Annotated in this window: 22 protein-coding genes; 11 read left to right on the forward strand and 11 right to left on the reverse strand. The window is 61.0% G+C overall.

Annotated elements, in window-relative coordinates; genetic code table 11:
- Positions 1 to 73 precede the first annotated feature (73 nt).
- Positions 74 to 619, forward strand: coding sequence for a GIY-YIG nuclease family protein (locus W911_RS04575; protein WP_023786345.1), 546 nt, complete (start codon positions 74 to 76; stop codon positions 617 to 619).
- Here W911_RS04575 and W911_RS04580 read toward each other — a convergent pair.
- Positions 616 to 1,875 (reverse strand): relaxase/mobilization nuclease domain-containing protein, encoded by a 1,260-nt coding sequence (locus W911_RS04580; RefSeq protein WP_023786346.1) that lies wholly within the window; start codon positions 1,873 to 1,875, stop codon positions 616 to 618. The genes W911_RS04575 and W911_RS04580 overlap by 4 nt on opposite strands.
- A complete protein-coding gene (locus W911_RS04585; RefSeq protein ID WP_023786347.1) occupies positions 1,872 to 2,270 on the reverse strand; it encodes a MobC family plasmid mobilization relaxosome protein in 399 nt (132 codons plus the stop codon). The genes W911_RS04580 and W911_RS04585 overlap by 4 nt, the downstream gene beginning before the upstream one ends.
- A gap of 301 nt (positions 2,271 to 2,571) precedes the next feature.
- Here W911_RS04585 and W911_RS04590 point away from each other — a divergent pair, with 301 nt between their 5' ends.
- Both W911_RS04590 and W911_RS04595 read left to right on the forward strand, forming a co-directional pair.
- Entirely contained in the window at positions 2,572 to 2,898 is a 327-nt protein-coding gene (locus tag W911_RS04590) for a hypothetical protein (RefSeq protein ID WP_144083510.1), read from the forward strand.
- A gap of 4 nt (positions 2,899 to 2,902) precedes the next feature.
- Positions 2,903 to 4,264, forward strand: coding sequence for a hypothetical protein (locus W911_RS04595; protein ID WP_023786349.1), 1,362 nt, complete (start codon positions 2,903 to 2,905; stop codon positions 4,262 to 4,264).
- Positions 4,265 to 4,665: 401 nt separating this feature from the next.
- On the opposite strand, the gene W911_RS18025 is transcribed toward W911_RS04595, so the two are convergent.
- On the reverse strand, positions 4,666 to 4,902 hold the full coding sequence (locus W911_RS18025; RefSeq protein ID WP_144083511.1) for a hypothetical protein: 237 nt from the start codon (positions 4,900 to 4,902) through the stop codon (positions 4,666 to 4,668).
- Positions 4,903 to 5,242: 340 nt separating this feature from the next.
- Positions 5,243 to 6,277: a hypothetical protein gene (locus tag W911_RS04605; RefSeq protein ID WP_144083512.1), complete on the reverse strand. Its 1,035-nt coding sequence runs from the start codon at positions 6,275 to 6,277 to the stop codon at positions 5,243 to 5,245.
- 62 nt (positions 6,278 to 6,339) lie between these two features.
- On the opposite strand from W911_RS04605, the gene W911_RS04610 reads away from it, so the two are divergent.
- From W911_RS04610 to W911_RS18870, 7 genes are read left to right on the forward strand one after another with little or no spacing between them, the layout of a single operon-like run.
- On the forward strand, positions 6,340 to 6,939 hold the full coding sequence (locus W911_RS04610; RefSeq protein WP_023786352.1) for a hypothetical protein: 600 nt from the start codon (positions 6,340 to 6,342) through the stop codon (positions 6,937 to 6,939).
- Positions 6,936 to 7,337, forward strand: coding sequence for a hypothetical protein (locus W911_RS04615; protein ID WP_023786353.1), 402 nt, complete (start codon positions 6,936 to 6,938; stop codon positions 7,335 to 7,337). Before W911_RS04610 ends, W911_RS04615 begins: the two co-directional genes overlap by 4 nt.
- 2 nt (positions 7,338 to 7,339) lie before the next feature.
- Positions 7,340 to 8,998, forward strand: coding sequence for a type IV secretory system conjugative DNA transfer family protein (locus tag W911_RS04625; RefSeq protein ID WP_051388510.1), 1,659 nt, complete (start codon positions 7,340 to 7,342; stop codon positions 8,996 to 8,998).
- Positions 8,995 to 9,285: a hypothetical protein gene (locus W911_RS18030; protein WP_144083513.1), complete on the forward strand. Its 291-nt coding sequence runs from the start codon at positions 8,995 to 8,997 to the stop codon at positions 9,283 to 9,285. Before W911_RS04625 ends, W911_RS18030 begins: the two co-directional genes overlap by 4 nt.
- A gap of 13 nt (positions 9,286 to 9,298) precedes the next feature.
- The gene (locus W911_RS04630) at positions 9,299 to 9,757 is read left to right on the forward strand and encodes a hypothetical protein (protein ID WP_023786355.1); all 459 of its coding nucleotides are present in this window, start codon (positions 9,299 to 9,301) and stop codon (positions 9,755 to 9,757) included.
- Positions 9,758 to 9,785: 28 nt separating this feature from the next.
- Positions 9,786 to 10,103, forward strand: a complete 318-nt coding sequence (locus W911_RS04635; protein WP_023786356.1) for a hypothetical protein — start codon at positions 9,786 to 9,788, stop codon at positions 10,101 to 10,103.
- 18 nt (positions 10,104 to 10,121) lie between these two features.
- Positions 10,122 to 10,355, forward strand: coding sequence for a helix-turn-helix domain-containing protein (locus W911_RS18870; protein WP_041316286.1), 234 nt, complete (start codon positions 10,122 to 10,124; stop codon positions 10,353 to 10,355).
- Between the two features lie 263 nt (positions 10,356 to 10,618).
- Here W911_RS18870 and W911_RS04645 read toward each other — a convergent pair whose 3' ends face one another.
- On the reverse strand, positions 10,619 to 13,216 hold the full coding sequence (locus W911_RS04645; protein ID WP_023786357.1) for a DEAD/DEAH box helicase: 2,598 nt from the start codon (positions 13,214 to 13,216) through the stop codon (positions 10,619 to 10,621).
- Positions 13,217 to 13,219: 3 nt separating this feature from the next.
- Positions 13,220 to 15,340, reverse strand: a complete 2,121-nt coding sequence (locus W911_RS04650; protein ID WP_023786358.1) for a site-specific DNA-methyltransferase — start codon at positions 15,338 to 15,340, stop codon at positions 13,220 to 13,222.
- Positions 15,341 to 15,491: 151 nt separating this feature from the next.
- Between W911_RS04650 and W911_RS18035 the strand changes: the two genes are divergently transcribed.
- Entirely contained in the window at positions 15,492 to 15,815 is a 324-nt protein-coding gene (locus W911_RS18035; RefSeq protein WP_144083514.1) for a hypothetical protein, read from the forward strand.
- A gap of 21 nt (positions 15,816 to 15,836) precedes the next feature.
- Here W911_RS18035 and W911_RS04660 read toward each other — a convergent pair whose 3' ends face one another.
- The 5 genes from W911_RS04660 to W911_RS04680 all read right to left on the reverse strand — a co-directional run bounded on the left by W911_RS04660 (position 15,837) and on the right by W911_RS04680 (position 18,682).
- Positions 15,837 to 16,649: a transglutaminase-like domain-containing protein gene (locus W911_RS04660; RefSeq protein WP_023786360.1), complete on the reverse strand. Its 813-nt coding sequence runs from the start codon at positions 16,647 to 16,649 to the stop codon at positions 15,837 to 15,839.
- Between the two features lie 94 nt (positions 16,650 to 16,743).
- Positions 16,744 to 17,634: a transglutaminase family protein gene (locus W911_RS04665; protein WP_023786361.1), complete on the reverse strand. Its 891-nt coding sequence runs from the start codon at positions 17,632 to 17,634 to the stop codon at positions 16,744 to 16,746.
- A 245-nt stretch (positions 17,635 to 17,879) separates the two neighbouring features.
- Complete coding sequence (locus W911_RS04670; protein ID WP_023786362.1) at positions 17,880 to 18,065, reverse strand: hypothetical protein; 186 nt, start codon at positions 18,063 to 18,065, stop codon at positions 17,880 to 17,882.
- A 68-nt stretch (positions 18,066 to 18,133) separates the two neighbouring features.
- The gene (locus tag W911_RS04675) at positions 18,134 to 18,460 is read right to left on the reverse strand and encodes a GcrA family cell cycle regulator (protein ID WP_482793283.1); all 327 of its coding nucleotides are present in this window, start codon (positions 18,458 to 18,460) and stop codon (positions 18,134 to 18,136) included.
- Complete coding sequence (locus tag W911_RS04680; protein WP_023786364.1) at positions 18,461 to 18,682, reverse strand: hypothetical protein; 222 nt, start codon at positions 18,680 to 18,682, stop codon at positions 18,461 to 18,463.
- Between the last annotated feature and the right edge of the window lie 413 nt (positions 18,683 to 19,095).

Consider the following 19,095-nt stretch of genomic DNA (forward strand, 5'->3'; position numbering starts at 1 on the left):
ATGTCAGTCAACGGACAAAAACCATTTGTCCCCGTGAATCCAAACGGGTTACACTTCGCGCGTGAAGCATTGCGTGTATGCCCTCATTGATCCCCGTTCGGATGGGGTCTTCTACATCGGCCAGACCTCGGACTTGTCGCGGCGGCGTGCTGAGCACCTTGAGGGGACCGATCAGCTTTCAGGCTTGGTCGTGCGTCAGATCCGGTTGGCGGGGTTTCTGCCGCTGGTCATGGTATTGGAGCGCTGTGAGAGCATGGATGCGGCATTGAGATCCGAGATCTTCTGGATCGAGTTGGCACGCACCCGGGGGATGTCTCTGCTCAATTCCCAGGCGGTGGGCGGAGCGGTCAAGCGCCACGCAACGCGGCAAGCTCTCACCGATACCCTTGAGATGATGGCGGGCGAGAAGGCTGACGCTCCCGATCTGGCCCGCATTGCCAACGGCCGGCCGCGGCGGGCAGGGGCAGCGTGGTCGGCGTCCGAGCGACGACGTCTTGCCGGCATGCTCAAGGCCAACATGAGCCCCGAGGCGATGGCCGATGCACTCGAGCGCCTGCCGGCCGATGTCCACCGCGAGCTTGCCAAGGCCAAAGGCAGGCGCCGTAGCCGGCTGCATTAATCCCGCTCGCGCCGCCGCTCCTGGGGGCGCGCACGCCCAAGCGTCCGATGTGCGCCGCGCCCCTCTTTGCGGCTCCAACGTTTTTCACGCGTATCGGCACCGGCCGAACTGAGATCGCGGCTTAGGATCTGCCTGTGTTCCTCGCGCGGCACGAACCTTTGCGCAGGATCGCCACGCAGCTTGAAATTGAGCCGCGCCTTGAGACCCATGTGTTCGCGCTCCGATCGGCTGCGGGCATGGGCGATGAGGCGCTCATCGCGCTCGCGCTCGACGCGATGCCGGTTTTTGAGCTTCGCCATCTCAGCGGTGTGCTGAGCCTCGAACGTAACGCGCTGCTCCTTGATGCGTATCTCGAGATTGGCCAATGTCTTCTTGAGATCGGAGATACGGCGCTCCTGGCGTGCGGTTTCGCCGGTGAGGCGTTTTGTAAATCGGACGATGGCGGCAAACAGCCCCTTGAGGCTACGCTGTCCTTCGAGCGCCGAAATCTGCCGTGCGACGGTATCGCGCGCGGCGCCATAGAGCTCCTCAAGCCGCCGCTCGAAGATCCTGCGCCGATAGGCGAGGCGGGAGACAATCTGCAGGCGATCGGCGGTCTGCTGCAGGGAACGCTCGGTGCGGATCTGATCGGGCGATTTTTCCATATAGAGGCGGACGGTTTCGTATTCGTGCCGGGTGAGGTTGTCGTTCTTGACATATTCGCCGGCGGCGCGCCGCGCATTGTGATTGACGCGCAGGTCACAGAGAATGCGGCCTGTCTCGCGTTCATAGCGCTCGGCCCATTTGGAGAGCTTGATCCAATCGCGTTTGATATCGGCGGCGCGGCCGGTCAGGTGACAGATACGATTGACGACCACGTGGACGTGCGGCTGCGGTTCGTCGGTATGGCAGAAGACGACGGCTTGGCGTCCGTCCATATGCAGGGTTTTGAGCGCTTCATCGACGGCGCGCAGCATTTCATCCTTCGACGGGTTTTGTGACGGATCCCAGGCGAGCGTCAGGGAATAGACCGGCTTCTTGCAGCGCTGTCCGGTCAGCCGTTCGCCTGCGGCGGCCTTGAGTTCTTTCTGGTGCGTGGCGGTGAAGGCCATGATGCGCCAGGCCCGTTCAACATTGTCGGTCGGCAAGTTCCGTGTCTGGGTCCAGGCAACACGGTCCGACGTCGCCGGACCGGGATCACCCTCACGACGCTTGTCGTGCGCCATGTAGGACACGCAGCCGCGAAACGAGGTGCCGGTGGTGACAACCGGGATCATGCGCCACCTTCCAGATCCATCATGCGATCGAGCGCGTCATTGATCTCATCGAGAACCTGATCGAGACCGGGCGGTATGAGGCCTGAGGCGTTGGCGATGCGGGTCAGCTGATTGAGGTTGACGCCGATGGCATTGATCTCACGCACGAGCGGCAGATAGGTCGGCCGGAACATGGGCGTCTCGGCGCGCGGTGGCGGGACGGCGGTTCGCCCGAGCGCGGCATGACGCACGAAGTCAGAGAGCGACATTTGGGCGGCGACGGCGGCCGAGAGGATAGCCTGCTGCTCGAGCGGTGAGACGCGTGTTGCAATCACCTGCGAGCGCCGCTCGGGATCGGGCGGTTGCGCCACCCTCTGGGCCGAGGGATCGCGTCGCTTGTTGCGGGCTCCAGCCATCGCGTGTGCTCGCCATCCAATCTTGCGCGGGTGCAGGTAAGTGCCGCGCGCTGAGCCGTGGGGTGTCGGTGCAGGAAGGGGCCGCGGAAGGCCCCTTAGCCCTGCCCAGATGGGTTTGTTTACAAACCTCTATCTGGCTACCCCGCTAAAAGCGCGATTTAGCACAATTCATTTGACACAAAAACCAGAATTCAAAGAATTATAGAAACACGTCGCGAGGGAAATAATAAATAAAAGCATAAACTCAAAAGAGGGTCAGAATAAATCTATGAAAAGCGTATTTGTGCGTAAAGCAAAAAATTTGATCGGACCGGTTTTCTCCGGCCCGATCAAGGCCGCTGCCGAGACTTTGGCGCGGCCCGAGGCAGCGACAGCGGCCCATAAAGCCGTGCCGCACGCCGGTGCAGAGGCGACGCAGGCCTGGCGCATCCTGGAAGCGCGTTTCGGCACCGTTCCAACGCCGGACACGCAGTCCCGCGTGCAGAAAAACCTTTCGATTGCGCGCGGGGATGCCGACCGCATGGCAGGCCTGGCTCGCCGGGACGGCCTAAGCCAGGCCCGCCTGCTGGCGCACGCGCTCGATTGCTATGAGGCCGCCTATGGTGGTCTGGAGCCGGAGGGAGGCTAGGGCTATGCGGGCGTTGCTGGTCGGCTTGTCGGTGATTGCCGCCTTCGTGCTCATGGCGGTGTCGGCGCATTTGAACTACGGCTTCATGGCGGGGTTTGCGCACACCTCTGAGGCGGCGATGGCGCTCGGCGCGGCCGCCGTGGCCGGCGACATCCTGAAGGCCTGTCTGCCGTTCTTTCTCGTCCTCGCCTGGCGGTCGCGCCGATGGCTATTCCTAGTGCTAGGAGCGCCGGCATGGGGTTTGCTTTCGGCGGTCTCGCTGCTTGCTGCGCTGGGCTATGCCGCAGACATCCGCGACCGGCACGCCCAGGTTCGCCAGACCGAGACGGAGCTTTTGAGGCGCGCCGTCGCAGACGAGACTCGCCTTGTGCGCCGCGTTGAAGCGACGAACGAAGCGCGCTCGCCTGCTGTCATCGAGGCAGACTTGGCGGCGCTGCGCCAGGATGCGCGTTGGACGACGTCGGTAGCGTGCACGGAGGCCACGGTCCGAGCCTCGCGCACGTACTGCGCGCACTACCTCTCGATGAAGGGCGAGCTCGAAACCGCGCGCGATCGGGTGACGTGGGAGGATCAACTGACAGAAGTGCGCCGCGAGATCGCGCGCTTGCGTGCGGACGGGGCGGGCTTGATGCGCGAGCCGCAGGTCGAGATGCTCGCGATGCTATCGGGTGAGAGCGCGCCGCGTGTGCGCACGGCCCTGGTTCTGCTGGCGGCGCTCTTTCTCGAGGTCGGCAGCGGTCTCGGTCTTTACCTGGCGCTACAACACAGCGCGCCGCGTGCCGCCTCCGTCCGCGAAAGCGCCAAGCGTCTGCCAGAGGCTGCGGCCCCGATCGCACTGCCCTCCGCGCAGTCGGCGCGGGCGCGGATGGAAGCGTTCTGGGTTGCGCGCATTGTGCCCGCGCCTGGCGCGCGGCTCTCGATCGACGCGGCCTGGTCCGCCTATGAGCAGTGGTGCGCGGGCTCGTCGGCAGAGCCCGTGTCACGTGCCGGTTTCGATGCGCTGTTCTGGGCGCTCGTCGCCGAGTTGCGTCTGTCGCGCACGACGACGGCCGTGCGCGGCCTTGCGCTTGCGGCAGGACCGGAGGCCTTCCGCGCGCGCCTGCCTGCGTCGAACGCAGGCAGGCCACGCCATGCGATCACTGCCGCGCACGACGTTGCGATTGGAAGGGGCTGTCGAGAGCCACCTGAGCTCGGTGGTTGCGACCGGCGTGCTTGTCCACACGGCCCAGCAGTAGCGGTGTGTGCGCGTCCACCGGTTGGCTTCGGTCGGATTGCCCTGGGGAAAGCAGGTGCAGTCATCGAGCACGAACACGCGCGCCGGCGGCCGTTTGATCCAACTGGCATGGCGAGCGGGATGGGCCAGTGAACTCAGGTTGAGCAGCATGGCGACCTTGCCGCCGGTATGGGCGGTAAGCGCGAGGGCCTTGCGCACGAAGCGATCGGCGAGACCATCGCCATAGGGCGGATTGGTGACAATGTGTTTGCCGCGCGGGATTTCGCATTCGAGAAAGTCGAGCCCGGCCTTGCCGTACCCGTAGTCGGCAAGATCGGATGCAAAGACCTCATAGCCGGCGCGCACGATCTCTTTGGCCATCCAGCCTTCCCCGCAGGCACATTCCCAGATGGAGCCGTCGAAGCGTTCGGCGTCGAGGAAAGCGCGCGTGGCGGCGGGTGGCGTCGGATAATACTCGTTTGGCGCCCGGTTTGGGGCGAGCCGGGGCCCGCCGGGAAGGCGGCGGGCCGGGCTGATCTGTTGGCAATCGAGGCTCATGCGAACCCCCGATCGTTCGATGTGACGGGGCTGAGGAAGATGACGCCGGCACCGGCGCGACCGAACCCTTCCGGCACGACATCGAGGCGCATGATTGCGCCCTTGCCGGATTTCCGCGCCCACACGGCGCCGCACTCGACGGGCTTGGAGAGTTTCTCGCCGGTCTCGTCGCGACCGATGACGGCCGAGAAGGAGACGCGGTGGGTTGGCAGGGCTTTTTGGGAGGTGCTCATGATGAGATCCTTTCTTGTTATTGCGACGGCCTGATTGCCGTCGTGAGGCCTGAGACGCACATCGCCCGCTCCCGACGCGCCAGCAAAACGAACGGGATGGCACGCCCCGGCTTTGGCCGGCGTGGCGTGCCCCTGTTTGGGCTTGCTTGCGCGAGCGCGACGCGCGGTCGGGAGAGATGTGCGAGGCCCACGACGCTGACGGCAATCAGCGCGGTCTGCGATCAAGAAGGAGAGGAGTTTTGAGCAGAACAAGCTCAGGCGCGAACCCCGTGACGCCCGACGTCACGCGGGCGAAGATCAGCGGCGATGCTCGCACGGGCCCGTGTGCCGCCCGTGAGGATCAGCGTTTGGCCTTGTCGGCGAGGCGGGGCGGGAGCGCGGTGCGTCGGGTCGGACGTTTTCTCCGGCGCACGCCGGCGACATTCCTGAGCGCCAGTTCGTCGGTCACGAGCTGCTGAAGAACGGGTTCGAGCCAAAGATCCTTGATGATGGTGTCGTCCTCGAACTCCAGCAGGGGTACGAAATCGTATTTGATCTTATCGCGCTGCGATGCCGGCACGCGTACGAGCACACTGGTTGATCGCAGATACTGGCCGCGTTCGGGTTCGTACTGCAGCGTGTACATGCGGGCCCGATTGATGCCGTGCACACCTGAGGTTTGTTTTTCGATCATGCACATCATGGCCATGCCGTCCTCGAGGTCCTGGCGCGCCCGCATGATTGCGAAGTAGGACTTGCCGCCGCGGGCGGTGGCATAGCCCTCCCAGAGCAGGCGCACTTCGGGAAGGCTGCCGATCTGGGGGCGGTATTGTTCCTCCTCGATGAAGAGGCGAGGTTTTTCGGGATCGTTCTGGAAGCGCAGGGAGACGCGTCCGAGGCGCATGTATCGGCTATTCGTGAGCGAGTGCGCGTAGGTCTGGTAGTGCCCTTCGATGTGCAATGCGCTCTTGGCCATCTTGGGACCGTTGGTGCCGTAGAAGAGGGCCAAGTCGAGATCGCACTCGGGCAATGTATGGGGCAGAAGCGTACGATCCTGTGACCGGACGAAGGCAGTGAGCACATCGCGGGTGTGCGAGCTGATGGGCCGGCCGCTCATGGCGTGACAGACGGCATTGTAGGAAATACCGGTGGGGCTACCGTAGCGATCCGGGTTCTTGTTGATCAAATTGCGAACGTTATTGGCGTTCCAGAGCTCCCGATTCTCTTCTCGCAATTTCCGAAGCGCTTTCTTCAGTGCCGGATCGGCCCGTCCGCGCATGGCAGTCTCCCCCTTGGCGTCGCTGCGTGGAGAGTGTCGCTGATTCACTTCTGGCGCAAGGAAGAGGTGAACGGATGGACCGTAAAAGGAGAATGGCTCGGTAATCAGGGGAGCCATTACGCCGCTAGGATTCCTGCAGTTCCCGCAAGGACGGGAACGCTCAAGCAGGAGCAGACCTCATGATCGACGTGACAAGACTTGCCGGCAGCGCGGGTGTTCTTGCCGGCGCGGCGCTTCTCTGGTGTGCCGGTTCCTATGTGGCCGCACCGACCATTGGCGAGCGGTTGGTCGTCAAGGGCGGGGAGATTGCGCGCTGCACGGCTGCGCTCAAGAGCGCTGCGGCAGAAAGCACCGAAGCGGCCATCGCAGCCGTACCCAAGCCGCGCCAGATCCCCGACACGGGCGCTGCCATGCGGCAGATCATGGGCAGCATTTTCGGCGGGTATCCGGGGGGCAACGCATACATGCAGCGTTATGGCGGGCAGTTCGAGCAATTCGGCCGAAGCATCGCGGCACCGCTTGAAGCGCAGGTCGACGCGGCGCGCGAAGACTACAACGCGGTTGTGTCGCGTGTGCGTCAGGTGGGGGAGCTCAACGCTGCGGCATCGGGCGATGTCTGTACCTGCCGCGCGCGCGCGGTGATCAACAGCGCCGACGGCCGATCGGGTGTTGCGTGGCATGTAGGGTCGCTCGGCTTCATCAGCGCATTCCCGGTCAGTGATTGGCAAAGCGCCATGCGCCGCCCCGAGATCATCAGCCAGTGCGAGGTGCGCGCATGACGGAGTTCTATCGCTGCGGCAGATGGGCCGTGACGCCGGATCGTGTCGAGACCCCGCGCAAGGACTTCGATACGCGCAGCATCACGGCCGTCGAAGTCTCGCGCATGCCCTTCTGGAGTGCTTTGGGCCTTGCGGCCGGGGCGGTCCTTACGACGTTCTTTCTGCATCACATTCTCTACCTGTCGGAGATTGCGGGCGTGCTGCTCGCATCGGGCGTCGGTGTGTTTGCGGCCTCGCAGGTCGGCACCATGCAGGTGAGCGGCGCGAGCTGGCGCGGCACCGAGACCGGCTACGTGTGGGGCCCGTTGTGGCGGCTTGAGGCCATGCGGTCTGCCATCCGAGCGGCACAGGTGGCTCACCGGACCGAAATCGGGCGCGACCTGCACGAGGGGAGGTGATCATGGAGGCGGCACACGGGACGTTGCTGCGTACGATCAACAGACATTGTCTTTCGGTCATTGTCTGCGGGGGCATTGGCTGGGCGCTGCTCTCGGCTCACGATCCCATGGCGCAGATTTTGGGCCACGGATTGATTGTGCTGGCTGGCATTTCGCTGATCTCGGCCGCACGCTGTTTCTGGCAGGACGTCCGTGTTCGGCGGCAGCTGCATGTCTTTCGCACGCAAGGAGCGGGCCTTCACACGGCCCGATGGGCGAATGAGGCTGAGATGGCGGCGGCCGGCATGTTCGACGGCATCGGCCGACCGCTCGGACTGACGATGAGCGGTCGCGCCCTTTTCGAGCCGCACCGGCTGCATCCGGTTCATAGTAAGGTGATTGCGACCAGCGGCGCCGGCAAGACGATCGGCGCGGTCGTAACGGCGATCATGCATCAGGCCCTGTCGCCGAACCGGCCGTCGATGGTGATCTTCGACGTCAAGGGAGAGCTGGCCGGTCAATGTGCCGGCGCCTTGCGACGGGCCGGCATCGAGGTTGCCGTTGTCGACGATACCGATGTGCTGCGCTGGCGTCCGGCCACTCGGCTCAATCCGTTCGGCCTGATTGTGCGCGCGGCGCGACACGGCCTTCAGGAGCTGGCCACGCTCGTTCGGATCGCGGCCCTCACGCTCGAGCCCGAGCCTGAGGGAGATGCCCGCAACAAGTACTTCAGAGACGGCCCCCGGGATCTTCTGCGCTTCGTCATTGAGCATCTGGCCCGCATTTGTCCGGAGGACTGTACGCCGTCGGCCGCCTGCCACGTGCTTGGTTCGGACGATCTTCTGGATCCCGCGCTCGAAGAGGAGGCGGTGCACGATAGCGCGCTGGGCCTCCTGGCGCGGCGGCTGATAGAGAAGCGGTGTCAGAACCCGCAGCACTTTGCGGACTTCCGCAGCACCGCGTTGCAGCGTCTCGAGGTTTACGAAGAGGGCGGCCTGTTATGGGAGGCGGGGAGTGCGGCGAACCTCGCGCACGAAGAGATCCGCTCCCGCCAGATCGTCGTGTTCCTGGTGGCGGGCCTGCAGCATCTGCGCGACATCCGCCCGCACTACATTCTGCATCTGGCGGCCTTCCTGCACGTGGCCAAGGAGCCGGGGCGGAGGGTCGAGTTCATCATCGACGAGTTCACCAACGCGCCGGTCGCCGGTCTGGTTGAGGACCTGACCATCATACGCCAGTTCGGTTCGCGCGTTCTGTTGGTGGCCCAGGCCGAGAGCGAAATTGAGCGTCAGTTCACCGACAAGTCGGCTCGCACCATTGATACCCTGACCGCCATCAAACAGGTGATGGGCGTGAGCACGTGGGACGAGGCCCGGCGCGTGAGCGAGGCCTTGGGTCGAACGCATCATGTGGTGGCGAGCTACGGGCACACACCGCGCGAGGAGCAGCTGTCGACTACGTTCAGCGATCAGGGCCGCCCGCTGATGTCACCGGAGGAGGTGCTGGCGCTACCACGTCATGAGCAGATCATTTTCTGTGACGGCTTGAAGCCCATTCGTGCGCGCAAACTCTACCAGAATGAGATCGCACCGATTTGCGACATGCTCGATCAGAATCCACTCGAAGCAGCCAAGCTGCCGTCCGAACCGATCGTCGACATCAGCTACGGAGAGCCGGTATGAGCCAGCATAACGTCGTCAGGATCGTCCGCCCAGTGGCTCAGGAGACGCATGCCGACACACGCTTCCGGGTTCTGTCACCGCGCCATGTTTTGTGGCTGTCATGGCCGCTTGCAGCATGTCTCGTCTATTTCGCACTCGGGCTGCCGTATCTGAGATTTTCCTACACCTATCGCGAGACTGATGTTGGGCCCCATTACAGCCGCTGCACGTACTGGGCGCCTTGGGGGCGGCACGAGCGCCGTCCATCCGGCGGCCAATGTCCGCTGATCGGCTTTCATCGGTCTTGAGGTGGCAACGGCTATGGAGTCTTTCCGCCCGCATCTGAAGGATCGTTTGCGTCGCGCGTTCCGCGAGGGAAGCGAGCAGGAGCTCATGCGCCGCGCCCGCACGCCCGACCAGATCACGCGCATACGCGAGATTGGAGAGAGGTCCGCGACCCGCATCAACAGAGCCCAGCATTTGTTTCGGGAGCTCTACGAGGCTCGGATTGGTCGCGAGACGAAGCGACTGATGAACGAGCGTGCGGCCCTGAAGAGAGAGCTCAAGTTGTCAGGCATCCGCAGTGATGCCTTTGATGGTGTCTCGCTGCGTCATGCGGCAGAGCGCGCGGCGCGGCAACGTCAGGAGCAGCTCGTTGCCCGCATCCGGCAGGCGTCCGATCAGCAAAAGCGCGCGGTCGTCGGCTTGCCGGACCGTAGAAATGGGAACGTGCGAGAACCATTGCGGGCGGTGTTCGAGCGCACGCGGCAAAGATCCTGATGCAGGAGCAATATGAAAGGAGCGCACAATGTTCGACGATCGGATGTTCGGCAAGCTCAGCGGTATCAAGCCGCTGTCCCTTGACGAACGCAAGGCATTGCGCGAGCGAATGAGTTCGGACTGGGACCGACGCACCTTTGATCGCATTGAGCGCGCGCACCAGCCGACACCACCGCCGGCTGAAGATGATCTGGGCCGTCCGCTCACCCGCGAAAGCAAGGCGGTTTGGGCCTTCGGCAACGAACTCAACCGTCGTGTTGAGGCACGCGAGCTGCGCAGTTTGGCCGAGCGTGTCCAAGAGCGTGAGCGGCAACGGCTCGACCGCCGTCAGACGCGTCAACGCTGAGGAGGGGAGGACACCATCATGTCGGACATCACCAACACAAACGCGGTTTCCTACCTCGATACGAAGGAGGCGGCAGCCTTTGTCCGCCTCTCACCGCGCACGCTCGAGCGCATGCGCGTCGAAGGCGCGGGGCCGAAGTTCCTTAAGGCGGGTCGGGGCATCCGCTCGCGCGTGCTCTACCGAGAGGAGGATCTGAGAACTTGGGTCGAAGCCATCACCTACGGCTCGACCTCCGAGTATGGCACCAAGTGAGAGTGGGCGTTGGCGCGATACAGCACAGAGATGGCGGAGCAGAACATCATCTCGGTGTTCGCTTCGTCTTCGATCGGACCAAGATATCCGGCGGATCAGAAGCCAGACCCAGAGAGCGAGTGCGGAAATCAATGCGGCTCATCTATACTCCCCGTCTTATGAGGGCAGCGTTGTCCCATAAGGAGACATCAATACGCTCGCTTCATTGATTGCGAAACTGAGATTCGCAGATCTCCTCATCTGCCAACTTCAGACATGCGCCGTCAATAGTCGCTTGCGATTTCGCTCTCGAACAGGGCCTTCGCATCGTCGGCAGCCTGTATCGCGACCCGAACCCGGTTGTCCGTCAAATCGATAACCCGCAACTTATCGCCGACTTTGGCAATCGATTCGATCCGGCGATACTGCGCCCGATGAGTCTGGGCATATTTTGCCAGACCGCGCAGCTTCGGAATCGCGTCGCTGAACTGAGTGCCATGCGGGTCAATAATATCGGTTCCGATGGAGCCGTCGGCCATTTTGGCGAACACCAGGAAATCGGGTCTCATTATCCGCACCTCGCCGCCGGCCTCATAGGTAATGCCCAGAGAATCCTGGCTCGATCTCGACGGATTGCGATACCAGGCAATGAACCCATCCCGCTCCATTTCTTTGGCTAGGACAGCGACTTCCCACGAATTGAACTCCGCAGGGAACATGCCATCTTCCCTGCAGAGTAGATGATGCTCGTATGTGCTCAACGGGGTTTCTGTTCCATCCGCATTAAGTGCGGTGGTCGGCACGATCCAATTATTAGGCTTCACAAGGTCGACGTCCGCAGGCTCGGCGCTCATCTCCTGGATCTGTCGATACGACTCTTGCCGTTCGTCGGACAAGCTCTTGATGGCAACCCGATATTTGTTTAGCCACGCCTTGGAGAGCTTTTCAGCCTCACCGTCGAGATAGTCCTTAATCTCAGGCACCAAAGCCATTGCGGCGATGTTGGCGCGTGCCTCCATCAAGGCCTCTTCCTCGGCCTCCGCGTCGTCGTTCTGTTTTGCGAGGTATTCAGCATACGTGCGCGCCAAGTCCGGACTGACGACGCGTGCCGCACGCCGATAAATATTCTCGATGACCGCGTAGTCAGCCTCCTCCAGAAAGTCATCGAACGACATGTCCTTGTTCTGCAGGTCGGCTCGCACTGTGATGCCTTGGACCCCAAGAACTGACTTTCGAGCAGCTGCAATCTGATCTCGGTAGCGTGACTGGGCAGCATCCAGAACTTTGTGCATCTCGGCGTGCGCCGTCCTTCCTGCGTCCGCCAGCAAACTGTCCGATGCAAGTTCGTGAGCCAGAGCCGTGAGCCGCTTCACGGGCTTCGCAGCCTTTTGCGGTGGCCGTTGCGACGGCAGCGAGATCAACTTCTCCCAGACGGCCTCGGGCACGGCAGGGTTCGGACTCATCCCGTGCGGATTGATCAACACGCGCCGGCCGGGGAGGTCGGCTTCACCAGCTTCTGCCCCACCCTTCATGAGGGCTTTGGCGACGTCCGACACGGTCTTCCTGTCGAAGCGCGGCAAAAGACAATCGACCGAATTGAGCCGCTCGTTGCCCGGAATGCGCCGCGCAAGCGGCGTCCGAACAATCCGCCCCAGCAACTGCGTGATATACGTATGGTCTTGAGCAGGACGGAATGAAATCATGACTTCCGCGCGGGGGCAGTCCCATCCGGTGCTGATCGCATCCTTCGCAATGAGTATCCGCACCCAATCCGACTCCTGCACCCGCTCTGGCGAGATATAAGGCACTTGATAAGGACCAAAGCTCTGTGTCGTGTGCTCGCCAAAGACGTGCGCGATGGCATCGGTCGGCAACTCCGGCCATTGCTCGAATATCGCGCTGAGGGCTCGTCCAATTTCGTCGTGATCCGGAGCGTTTGGCACTTGCAGCACCATAAGTGGGTTCACGAGCTCAGTGTCGGACTGGTGCCTAGAGTAATCCGCCCAGGCCGCTGTCGCCTCCTTGATCTTGTCAGTCGCGCGGCGCATGAGCACCGTATCAAACGGTCCGCTTTGCTCCGGGATATCGAGGATGATGGTGTCCTTGAGGAGGCCAGAGTCTTGCACCTTGGCGGAGTCTACCAAGACGTTTGGTAGCGTGCTGCGTCCTTGAGCGTTTGCCATCGCTGCATTGAACCGATCGACGGTTGCGGAGATTCCCCATACGATGGGCATCGCCGGCACAGCACCGGCACCATTGATCAATCTCTGCACGATCGTCGTTCGGGCATTTTGTTGCGCCGTAGTCGGTCTACCCATGCCCCGATGGGCTTCGTCGAGAACGAGATAAAGCGTCAGGCTCGGATCTTCGATCGAGTTCTGGATGATGTCCCAAATGGTATGAGACTGCATATCCGGTCGCAGCTCTGGAAACGAGGTCCCACGCTTTGCAAACTCCTCGACCGGATCGTGCCCGCGCACGAGAAGGCTCGTGCGACTAAGCTTCTGTGTGTTCAGAAAATAGATTTTTCCGACCTTGAACTTGTCGTATCCGAGTGGGGCTTCGACGATCTCCATGTCGTGGAGTGTCAACCGATCTGAAGCCTGCTGCAGCCGAACTCGAGTCTGCTCGTTGAGCGCTGGATCGTCACTGAACCAGATGACAACTGCCGAGGGGTCAGCTTCGAAATCATACTCGTCGTCCCCGTGAAACAATGTCTCGAACACCGCTGCAGCCATGACGGTCTTACCCGCGCCTGTCGTCGCTGTGAGCGAGAACGCATGTCGATCACGATCCTCATGCCACCGTCTCTTCGCCTTCTGAAAGCGATCCAAGACATCACGAACGGCTTCGGCCTGGTAATCCTTCAGAGTGAACTTCATAGGTCACTCTCCGTTCGTGAACTGGAAGTTGGACAAGTAGGACTCATAAAGCCGCACGGGTTCGACGGTAACGGGCAGCCGGCGCGCCACTGATTGGAAGCGCCGATCGTCGTCAGTCACAATGTAGGCGATCCGGACTGCGTCCTCGCTCGCAATGGCCTTGCAAAAGGGGGCTGCTTTGTCCAGGTCGGTCAAAAGACCATAGGTGTCGGCAACCTCCCACCCCTTGGCCGGGAGTGCATCTATCCGTCGTCCTTCGCTGCCCGCGCGCATCCAAAGTAATGGCGCTATACGCGCAAATGCCTTGTTGTGGCTTACAGACACCGGCGTCTCGTAAGTCAGGGTGAAGAACTCGGCATTTTCGTCGAACCCTTCAGCAATCTGGAATTCATCGGTGAATTTGTAGTCGCCCTCGATCTCTTTGCCGTCAGGCGACTTGCCAGTGATAGCAGCGGCGATGCGGGGCTTTGTGATATATTCGCAGATCCCCCATTTTTCCCAATCGATATCTCCCGGGCGCAGCTTCTTCTTGCGAAGCGCAGCCTGCTCCTCTGCCGCGACCTCGTTGTTCGTTACAGAGATGCATTGGCGGCGGCCGCCATCCTGACGGTTCAAACGCATTACGGCGTGGGCGGTGGTACCTGAACCACTGAAGAAGTCGAGAACTATTGCTTCAGGCTTGTCCGCAATGAAAAGCCGCAAACAATCCTCAACAGCATGCAAGCTCTTTGGGAACGGAAACGTCCGGTCCCCAATGAGCGCCTTGAGCAGGTCTGTTCCATAGATCTCAGCATTATGCGAAGGTCTGGCCCATGTAGAAACAGGCATCTTTATTTTGCTTGTTTCATATTTTGCGATCACGCTACCATCTTCGGCTCTGCCGACGACTTTCGCTCTGCCGCTTTCTATGTCTGCAATTCTTCCAGACGTGAGATATGACACTTCATATTGCTGTGGCCTATCTGGCGTGGCGCGTCCAACTCGCACATACCCATTATCCAGGAGAGACTTAAGAGAAGGCCCGGTAAGCCCCCAGTTCATTTCGGTACCATCGTCACGGATAGGGAAAACAGCTACGCATCCAGGCAACTGGGGTGCGGTCTTGCGATCAACCGCGTGATCGAGGGCCTCTCCGATGCGCTCGATCCGTCCACTACCGCCTATGTAGATTGGATAGAATTGGGATGTTCCCCCCTTCTTGGTGCCCCGTGCTGAAGACAAGTCGCTCCTGCGCAACGTTCTCCAGCTGACGGTTGATCCGGCAGCGAAGTCCCCATCAGGCTCCCCAAGCACTTTCGCAGCACCAAACGCCAGAAAGAAAATATACTCTTCGCAGCGGGCGAATTCTCCCTGCCTGTACTTTCCTCTAGGATTAATGACGGTCGTAATCATTTCCTGCCGGGCGTCGGGAAATGTTTGCTCCAACAGCAGCGCGAGACGCGCAAATTCCTTGTCATCGATCGCGACGATAAGGACGCTATTCAGGGGATTTAAGAGCTCTCTTGCGACCCTTAATCGCCGCTCCATCATGGCAAGCCATTTTGAATGGCGGTAGAGATCGTCCTTTTCCACGTAGTTGTTGTTGTATTTCCAGTCCTGTGCACCGGAATTATATGGGGGGTCGATGTAAATTGCGTCGATCTTGCCGCGATGGCTGTAGGTCAGCGCCTTCAACACATGGAAGTTCTCACCGTTGATTACCGTATGGTAAGGCCGGTCACCGCCGCGCTCGACTTTGCCGGTGCTGACGAGCCCCGGATAGATAACATCTCGGAATTCGGCCACGACCACGAGATCAACCACGGCGACGGACTGTGTCTCGGGTTCGCCGCCGCCGATGAGATCCAAGGTGGCGGATTTGCTTTCGCCCCTACCACTCAGGCTCTTGACCAGCCAGAGACGCTGTTCTCCTTTTTTCGTCGAGCCGCGCGGTGGCAGGATGCGGACTTTGTCGCCCTTGCGGATCTTCCGCTGCGGCAGCTCCACAGCCTCCGGTCGGTGCCGTTCGAAGTTGAGACCAAACGCTCGGCGAGACGACAGGACCTGGAACTCGCGCTCAAGCTCGGCCCCGGTCGCCGGGTCTTTGGCCTTCACCTGGGCTATAAGATCAGTCAGACGTGACAATTGGGATCCCCGGACTGGCGCCTCGGACGCTGAGTAGGCGCGACCGAATCATGTGAAGCGCTTCGGTAGCATAAGTGATCGTGGCACACGGCGCCCTGAGGCACTGTGCAGTTGAACGCATGTGTGGATATTCTGATGCGCTGGCTGGAGGATGTCGAAAGTTGACCTGTTAGCGGAAATCACGCAGGGGCCAAGCCCTCATGCCCGCCTCGTCGGCTTTCTCGGCATCGCTTCCATCGTCGCCGAGCTGGCTGAACCGTCGACATGCCGAGAAAGCGGACATTGTTCCGATGGCGTCGAGGTACCGACTGACTCTTTCAGCCGTGACGGCAGCGCCTCTAGCAGCAGACATTGCTTGCTGACGGAGCAGCCACAGGAGAGAATCGAGGCCGTCAATCGGCAATCATCCAGCGTGCTCGAAAAAAACGGCAAGCATGGTTCATTTCTAGACAAGGCTCCGCACGCTCCCAAATAAGGCGCGTCGTCCAATTTGATCTCAGGGATTCGCGATCTCGTCCGTCCAAACCCGGAACGACTTAAGCGTGTTGGGGCCGAACGTCGTGGCGATCGCGACATCGGCGGCATCGCGGCCGCGCGCAATCAGAACGCGACCAATGCGTGGCACGTTGTTCCTCGGATCGAACGTGTGCCATTGGCCGCCGAGATAGGCCTCGAACCATGCGGCGAAGTCACCCGGAGGATAGGGCGGAAGCGTCCCGACATCGCCCAAGTAGCCCGTGCAATAGCGGGCCGGAATATTCAAGGCGCGACAGAATGCGATCGCGAGGTGAGCATAGTCACGGCATACACCCTGCCGCTCTTGGTAGGCCTCGGAGGCCGTGCGCGTCGCGCGGGCGTGTGCATAGCCGAAGGCAATGTGCTGATGCACAAAGTCGCAAATAGCCTGGACACGGGCCCAACCGGTTGCCCCATTGCCGAAGTGCATCCACGCCAGATCCAGCATCTGATCGCAATCGCAGAAACGGCTTGCCAACAGAAAGACGAGTGCCTCTTCGGGAAGGTTTTCGACCGGAATTTGCGTGGCATCGGGCACGGTCGGATCTGGCATTCCGGAATCATGCACGAGCGAATCCGAACGAATGCGCATCGCCCCCGCCGGAGCAACGAGCCGATTGCACCAATTGCCGAAGCCGTCCCGATAGCCAGACATCCGAACCGACGGGCTGGTGACAACATGATCCGGCGCCTGCAAATCGGAGACACGGGAATGGTGCACGTTTAGCACCAGGATGACGGGTGTGGACTGGGAAAACTCGTAGTCCAGTTCGTAGCCAACACGTAGCTTCATGGAAGGTCGTCCTCGCTCTCGCCGCTCGACAACCTGCCGCGACGGGACACCGTAGACCTTTTCTGCCTTTCGTCGAGCGCAATCGCGCCAACTATTAGGCCAGAGCCGTTTCGGCTTCCGCGCCGATTACGGAGACAGACACACTCATGCCCAGAAATGCGGACGACGTGCCGACGAAGCTGCCTGATAACGGTACTGCTTGTCGGTGGTCGCGCGCGACGGCGATGCGAATAAGGTCGCGATTACCGAATATTCCGTTGGTGGGATCCATCTCCACCCAGCCACATCCTGGCAGGTAAACCTGCAGCCAGGCATGGGTCGCGCCACCACCCTGGTGGTTGGTGCTCCGAGGCGTGTAGATATATCCCGTCACAAATCGGGCGGCGAAACCCAAAGACCGAAGTGCTTCGATCATGAGCAATGCGAAGTCGCGGCAACTCCCGGTGCCAAGCGCGAGCGTTTGCGCGGGCTCCTGCGTTCCGGCCTTCGGACGGCTCAGGTACACGAAATCGCGATGGATGGTTTCCATCATGTCTACAAGGACGGATAGCGTTCCGCCATCGCTCGATCTTGCTACGTTGACCGCCCACTCGGCGAGCTGGCCATCTGGATCCGGGCGGTGGACTCTCATGACTGACTGCAAGTCCGGTACTTCGTCGGCATCGTAGGCGAACGGAAAACGCTGAGCGGAGTCGAGTAGGAGATCGGTTGGCTGGGCCGCCTCATAGTGAAGGATGTCGATCTCGCTCACAAACCGCAGGCATATGGCGCGTTCGTCGCCGAACTCAGCGTAGGACACGGAGTTACCGAAGGCGTCGTACATCCATCTGATGCTCGCGGGCGCCGGCGTGATCGAAAGCTCCGTATTCAACAGCCACAGGCTGTGGCTGTCGCGTGGCCGAAACATCATGCGATGGCGGCCAAAGGAAACCGGTTCGGCATAGTGATATTCGGTCGTGTGGCGCACGATGAGATGACGCCGCATGAGGTCTTCCCTTTGATCCAGATCGGCCGCCAAACCGCTACTGTACCGTGAATGGCCGCACCACGGGCGGTTTAGTGATCAAGGGACAATCGTGCCAGGCCAACGCCATTGGCAAGCGTCCTCGGCGTAGGACGTGTACGCACATAAAAATGAGAGCAAGCCTCGACGCGAGCTAATGACGTTGCGAGGATGGCGAGAAACGGCACGCGGACAGCGCAATTGGCTCGGCCCTCGATTTGACGCTCTTACAGTTTCCTTTCGGGATCGAGTTTTAGCCCCCGGTTGGCAATGACCTTAGAGAAGACCTCCTCCAGGCCGGCCTGCGTCAAGCCAGGAAACTTTCGCTGTATTGCTGTCAACAGGCTGGCGTCCTGATGGCCAAGCGTGATCAAGCGATCGAGCTCGCGTGCAACCTCTATAAATTCTGTCATTCCGCGTGATCACCCCAGAACTGCCTGCATCCGCGCGCACCGCCCCGGCCCAGCCGCCCTGTATGCCTCTACGAAACGAGATTTGGATAGGCCACCGCGCGGGGCTTCGACGGCTGGAACGCACGACGAAGATGCAAATCGCAGTAAGGATGCCCGTCGACCTTGCGGCTCCCGCAGAAATGGAAGCCGGACACTTGCGGATCTCCGATCGGCCAACGGCAGTCGTCCGCCATCAGCGTCTCCATCGTTTTTCTTTGGCCAACGGGAATGACGGGATCTTGTAGCGGTGTCGGGTCAGTCGACGTCTTGTTTGGAAACATGGAAGGTTCTCGCTGAGAAATATGCCGCACGATTGCCGGCACCGCCAAGCTAGGACGGGACGAACTTATGAACACTTAGTGCGGGTTTTCGATGCCGGCCGCAAGGTCGGCAGCCAATTTCCGATCCAGATCCTCGATATGCTCCGTGATCTCTGCTTTTGTCATGCCACGTATGTCGAACCACTGGTCCATATGCTGGACGACGACCCATTCACTGGATGAAGCGGTCCCGTGAGCGATGATGTACCGGGCCTCGGCTTCTGTGATGAGCTTCGCCTTTTTATAGAGCGTCCTCATCCCTTCGGTCCCCTAGCACGCACGTCGTAAGTTCGCTTACCAGCTATCACCCGTCAGCTCAGTCGTCGGTTTGAACGCGCTTGCACACTGTCCTCCACCGCTTCTTGGTCATGTGCGTCGCAGGTTCCCACAGAGCCATGCAGGAAGCCAATTTCTCCGCTTTTGTCGCTCGCCTGTAGTTGCCGAGCCCGAGGGTGGACTCTTGCGCATGCGGGGCCGGAGCAGATGCCGTTCCCTGACCGCTTGCCGGAACCGAAGCTAAGATTATTGCGCAGACGGCGAAAGCGAGTGCGGCAACGAAACTGTGATTATGAGATGTGAACAGAGCAATATTCCTTTCGTTATGTGCGTCACGACAAACACGGATGGTACAAACCAACCTTAGCGCCAGCATGAATGCGGCATCAGACTCG

The organism is Hyphomicrobium nitrativorans NL23, assembly GCF_000503895.1.
Taxonomy (GTDB): Bacteria; Pseudomonadota; Alphaproteobacteria; order Rhizobiales; family Hyphomicrobiaceae; genus Hyphomicrobium_C; species Hyphomicrobium_C nitrativorans.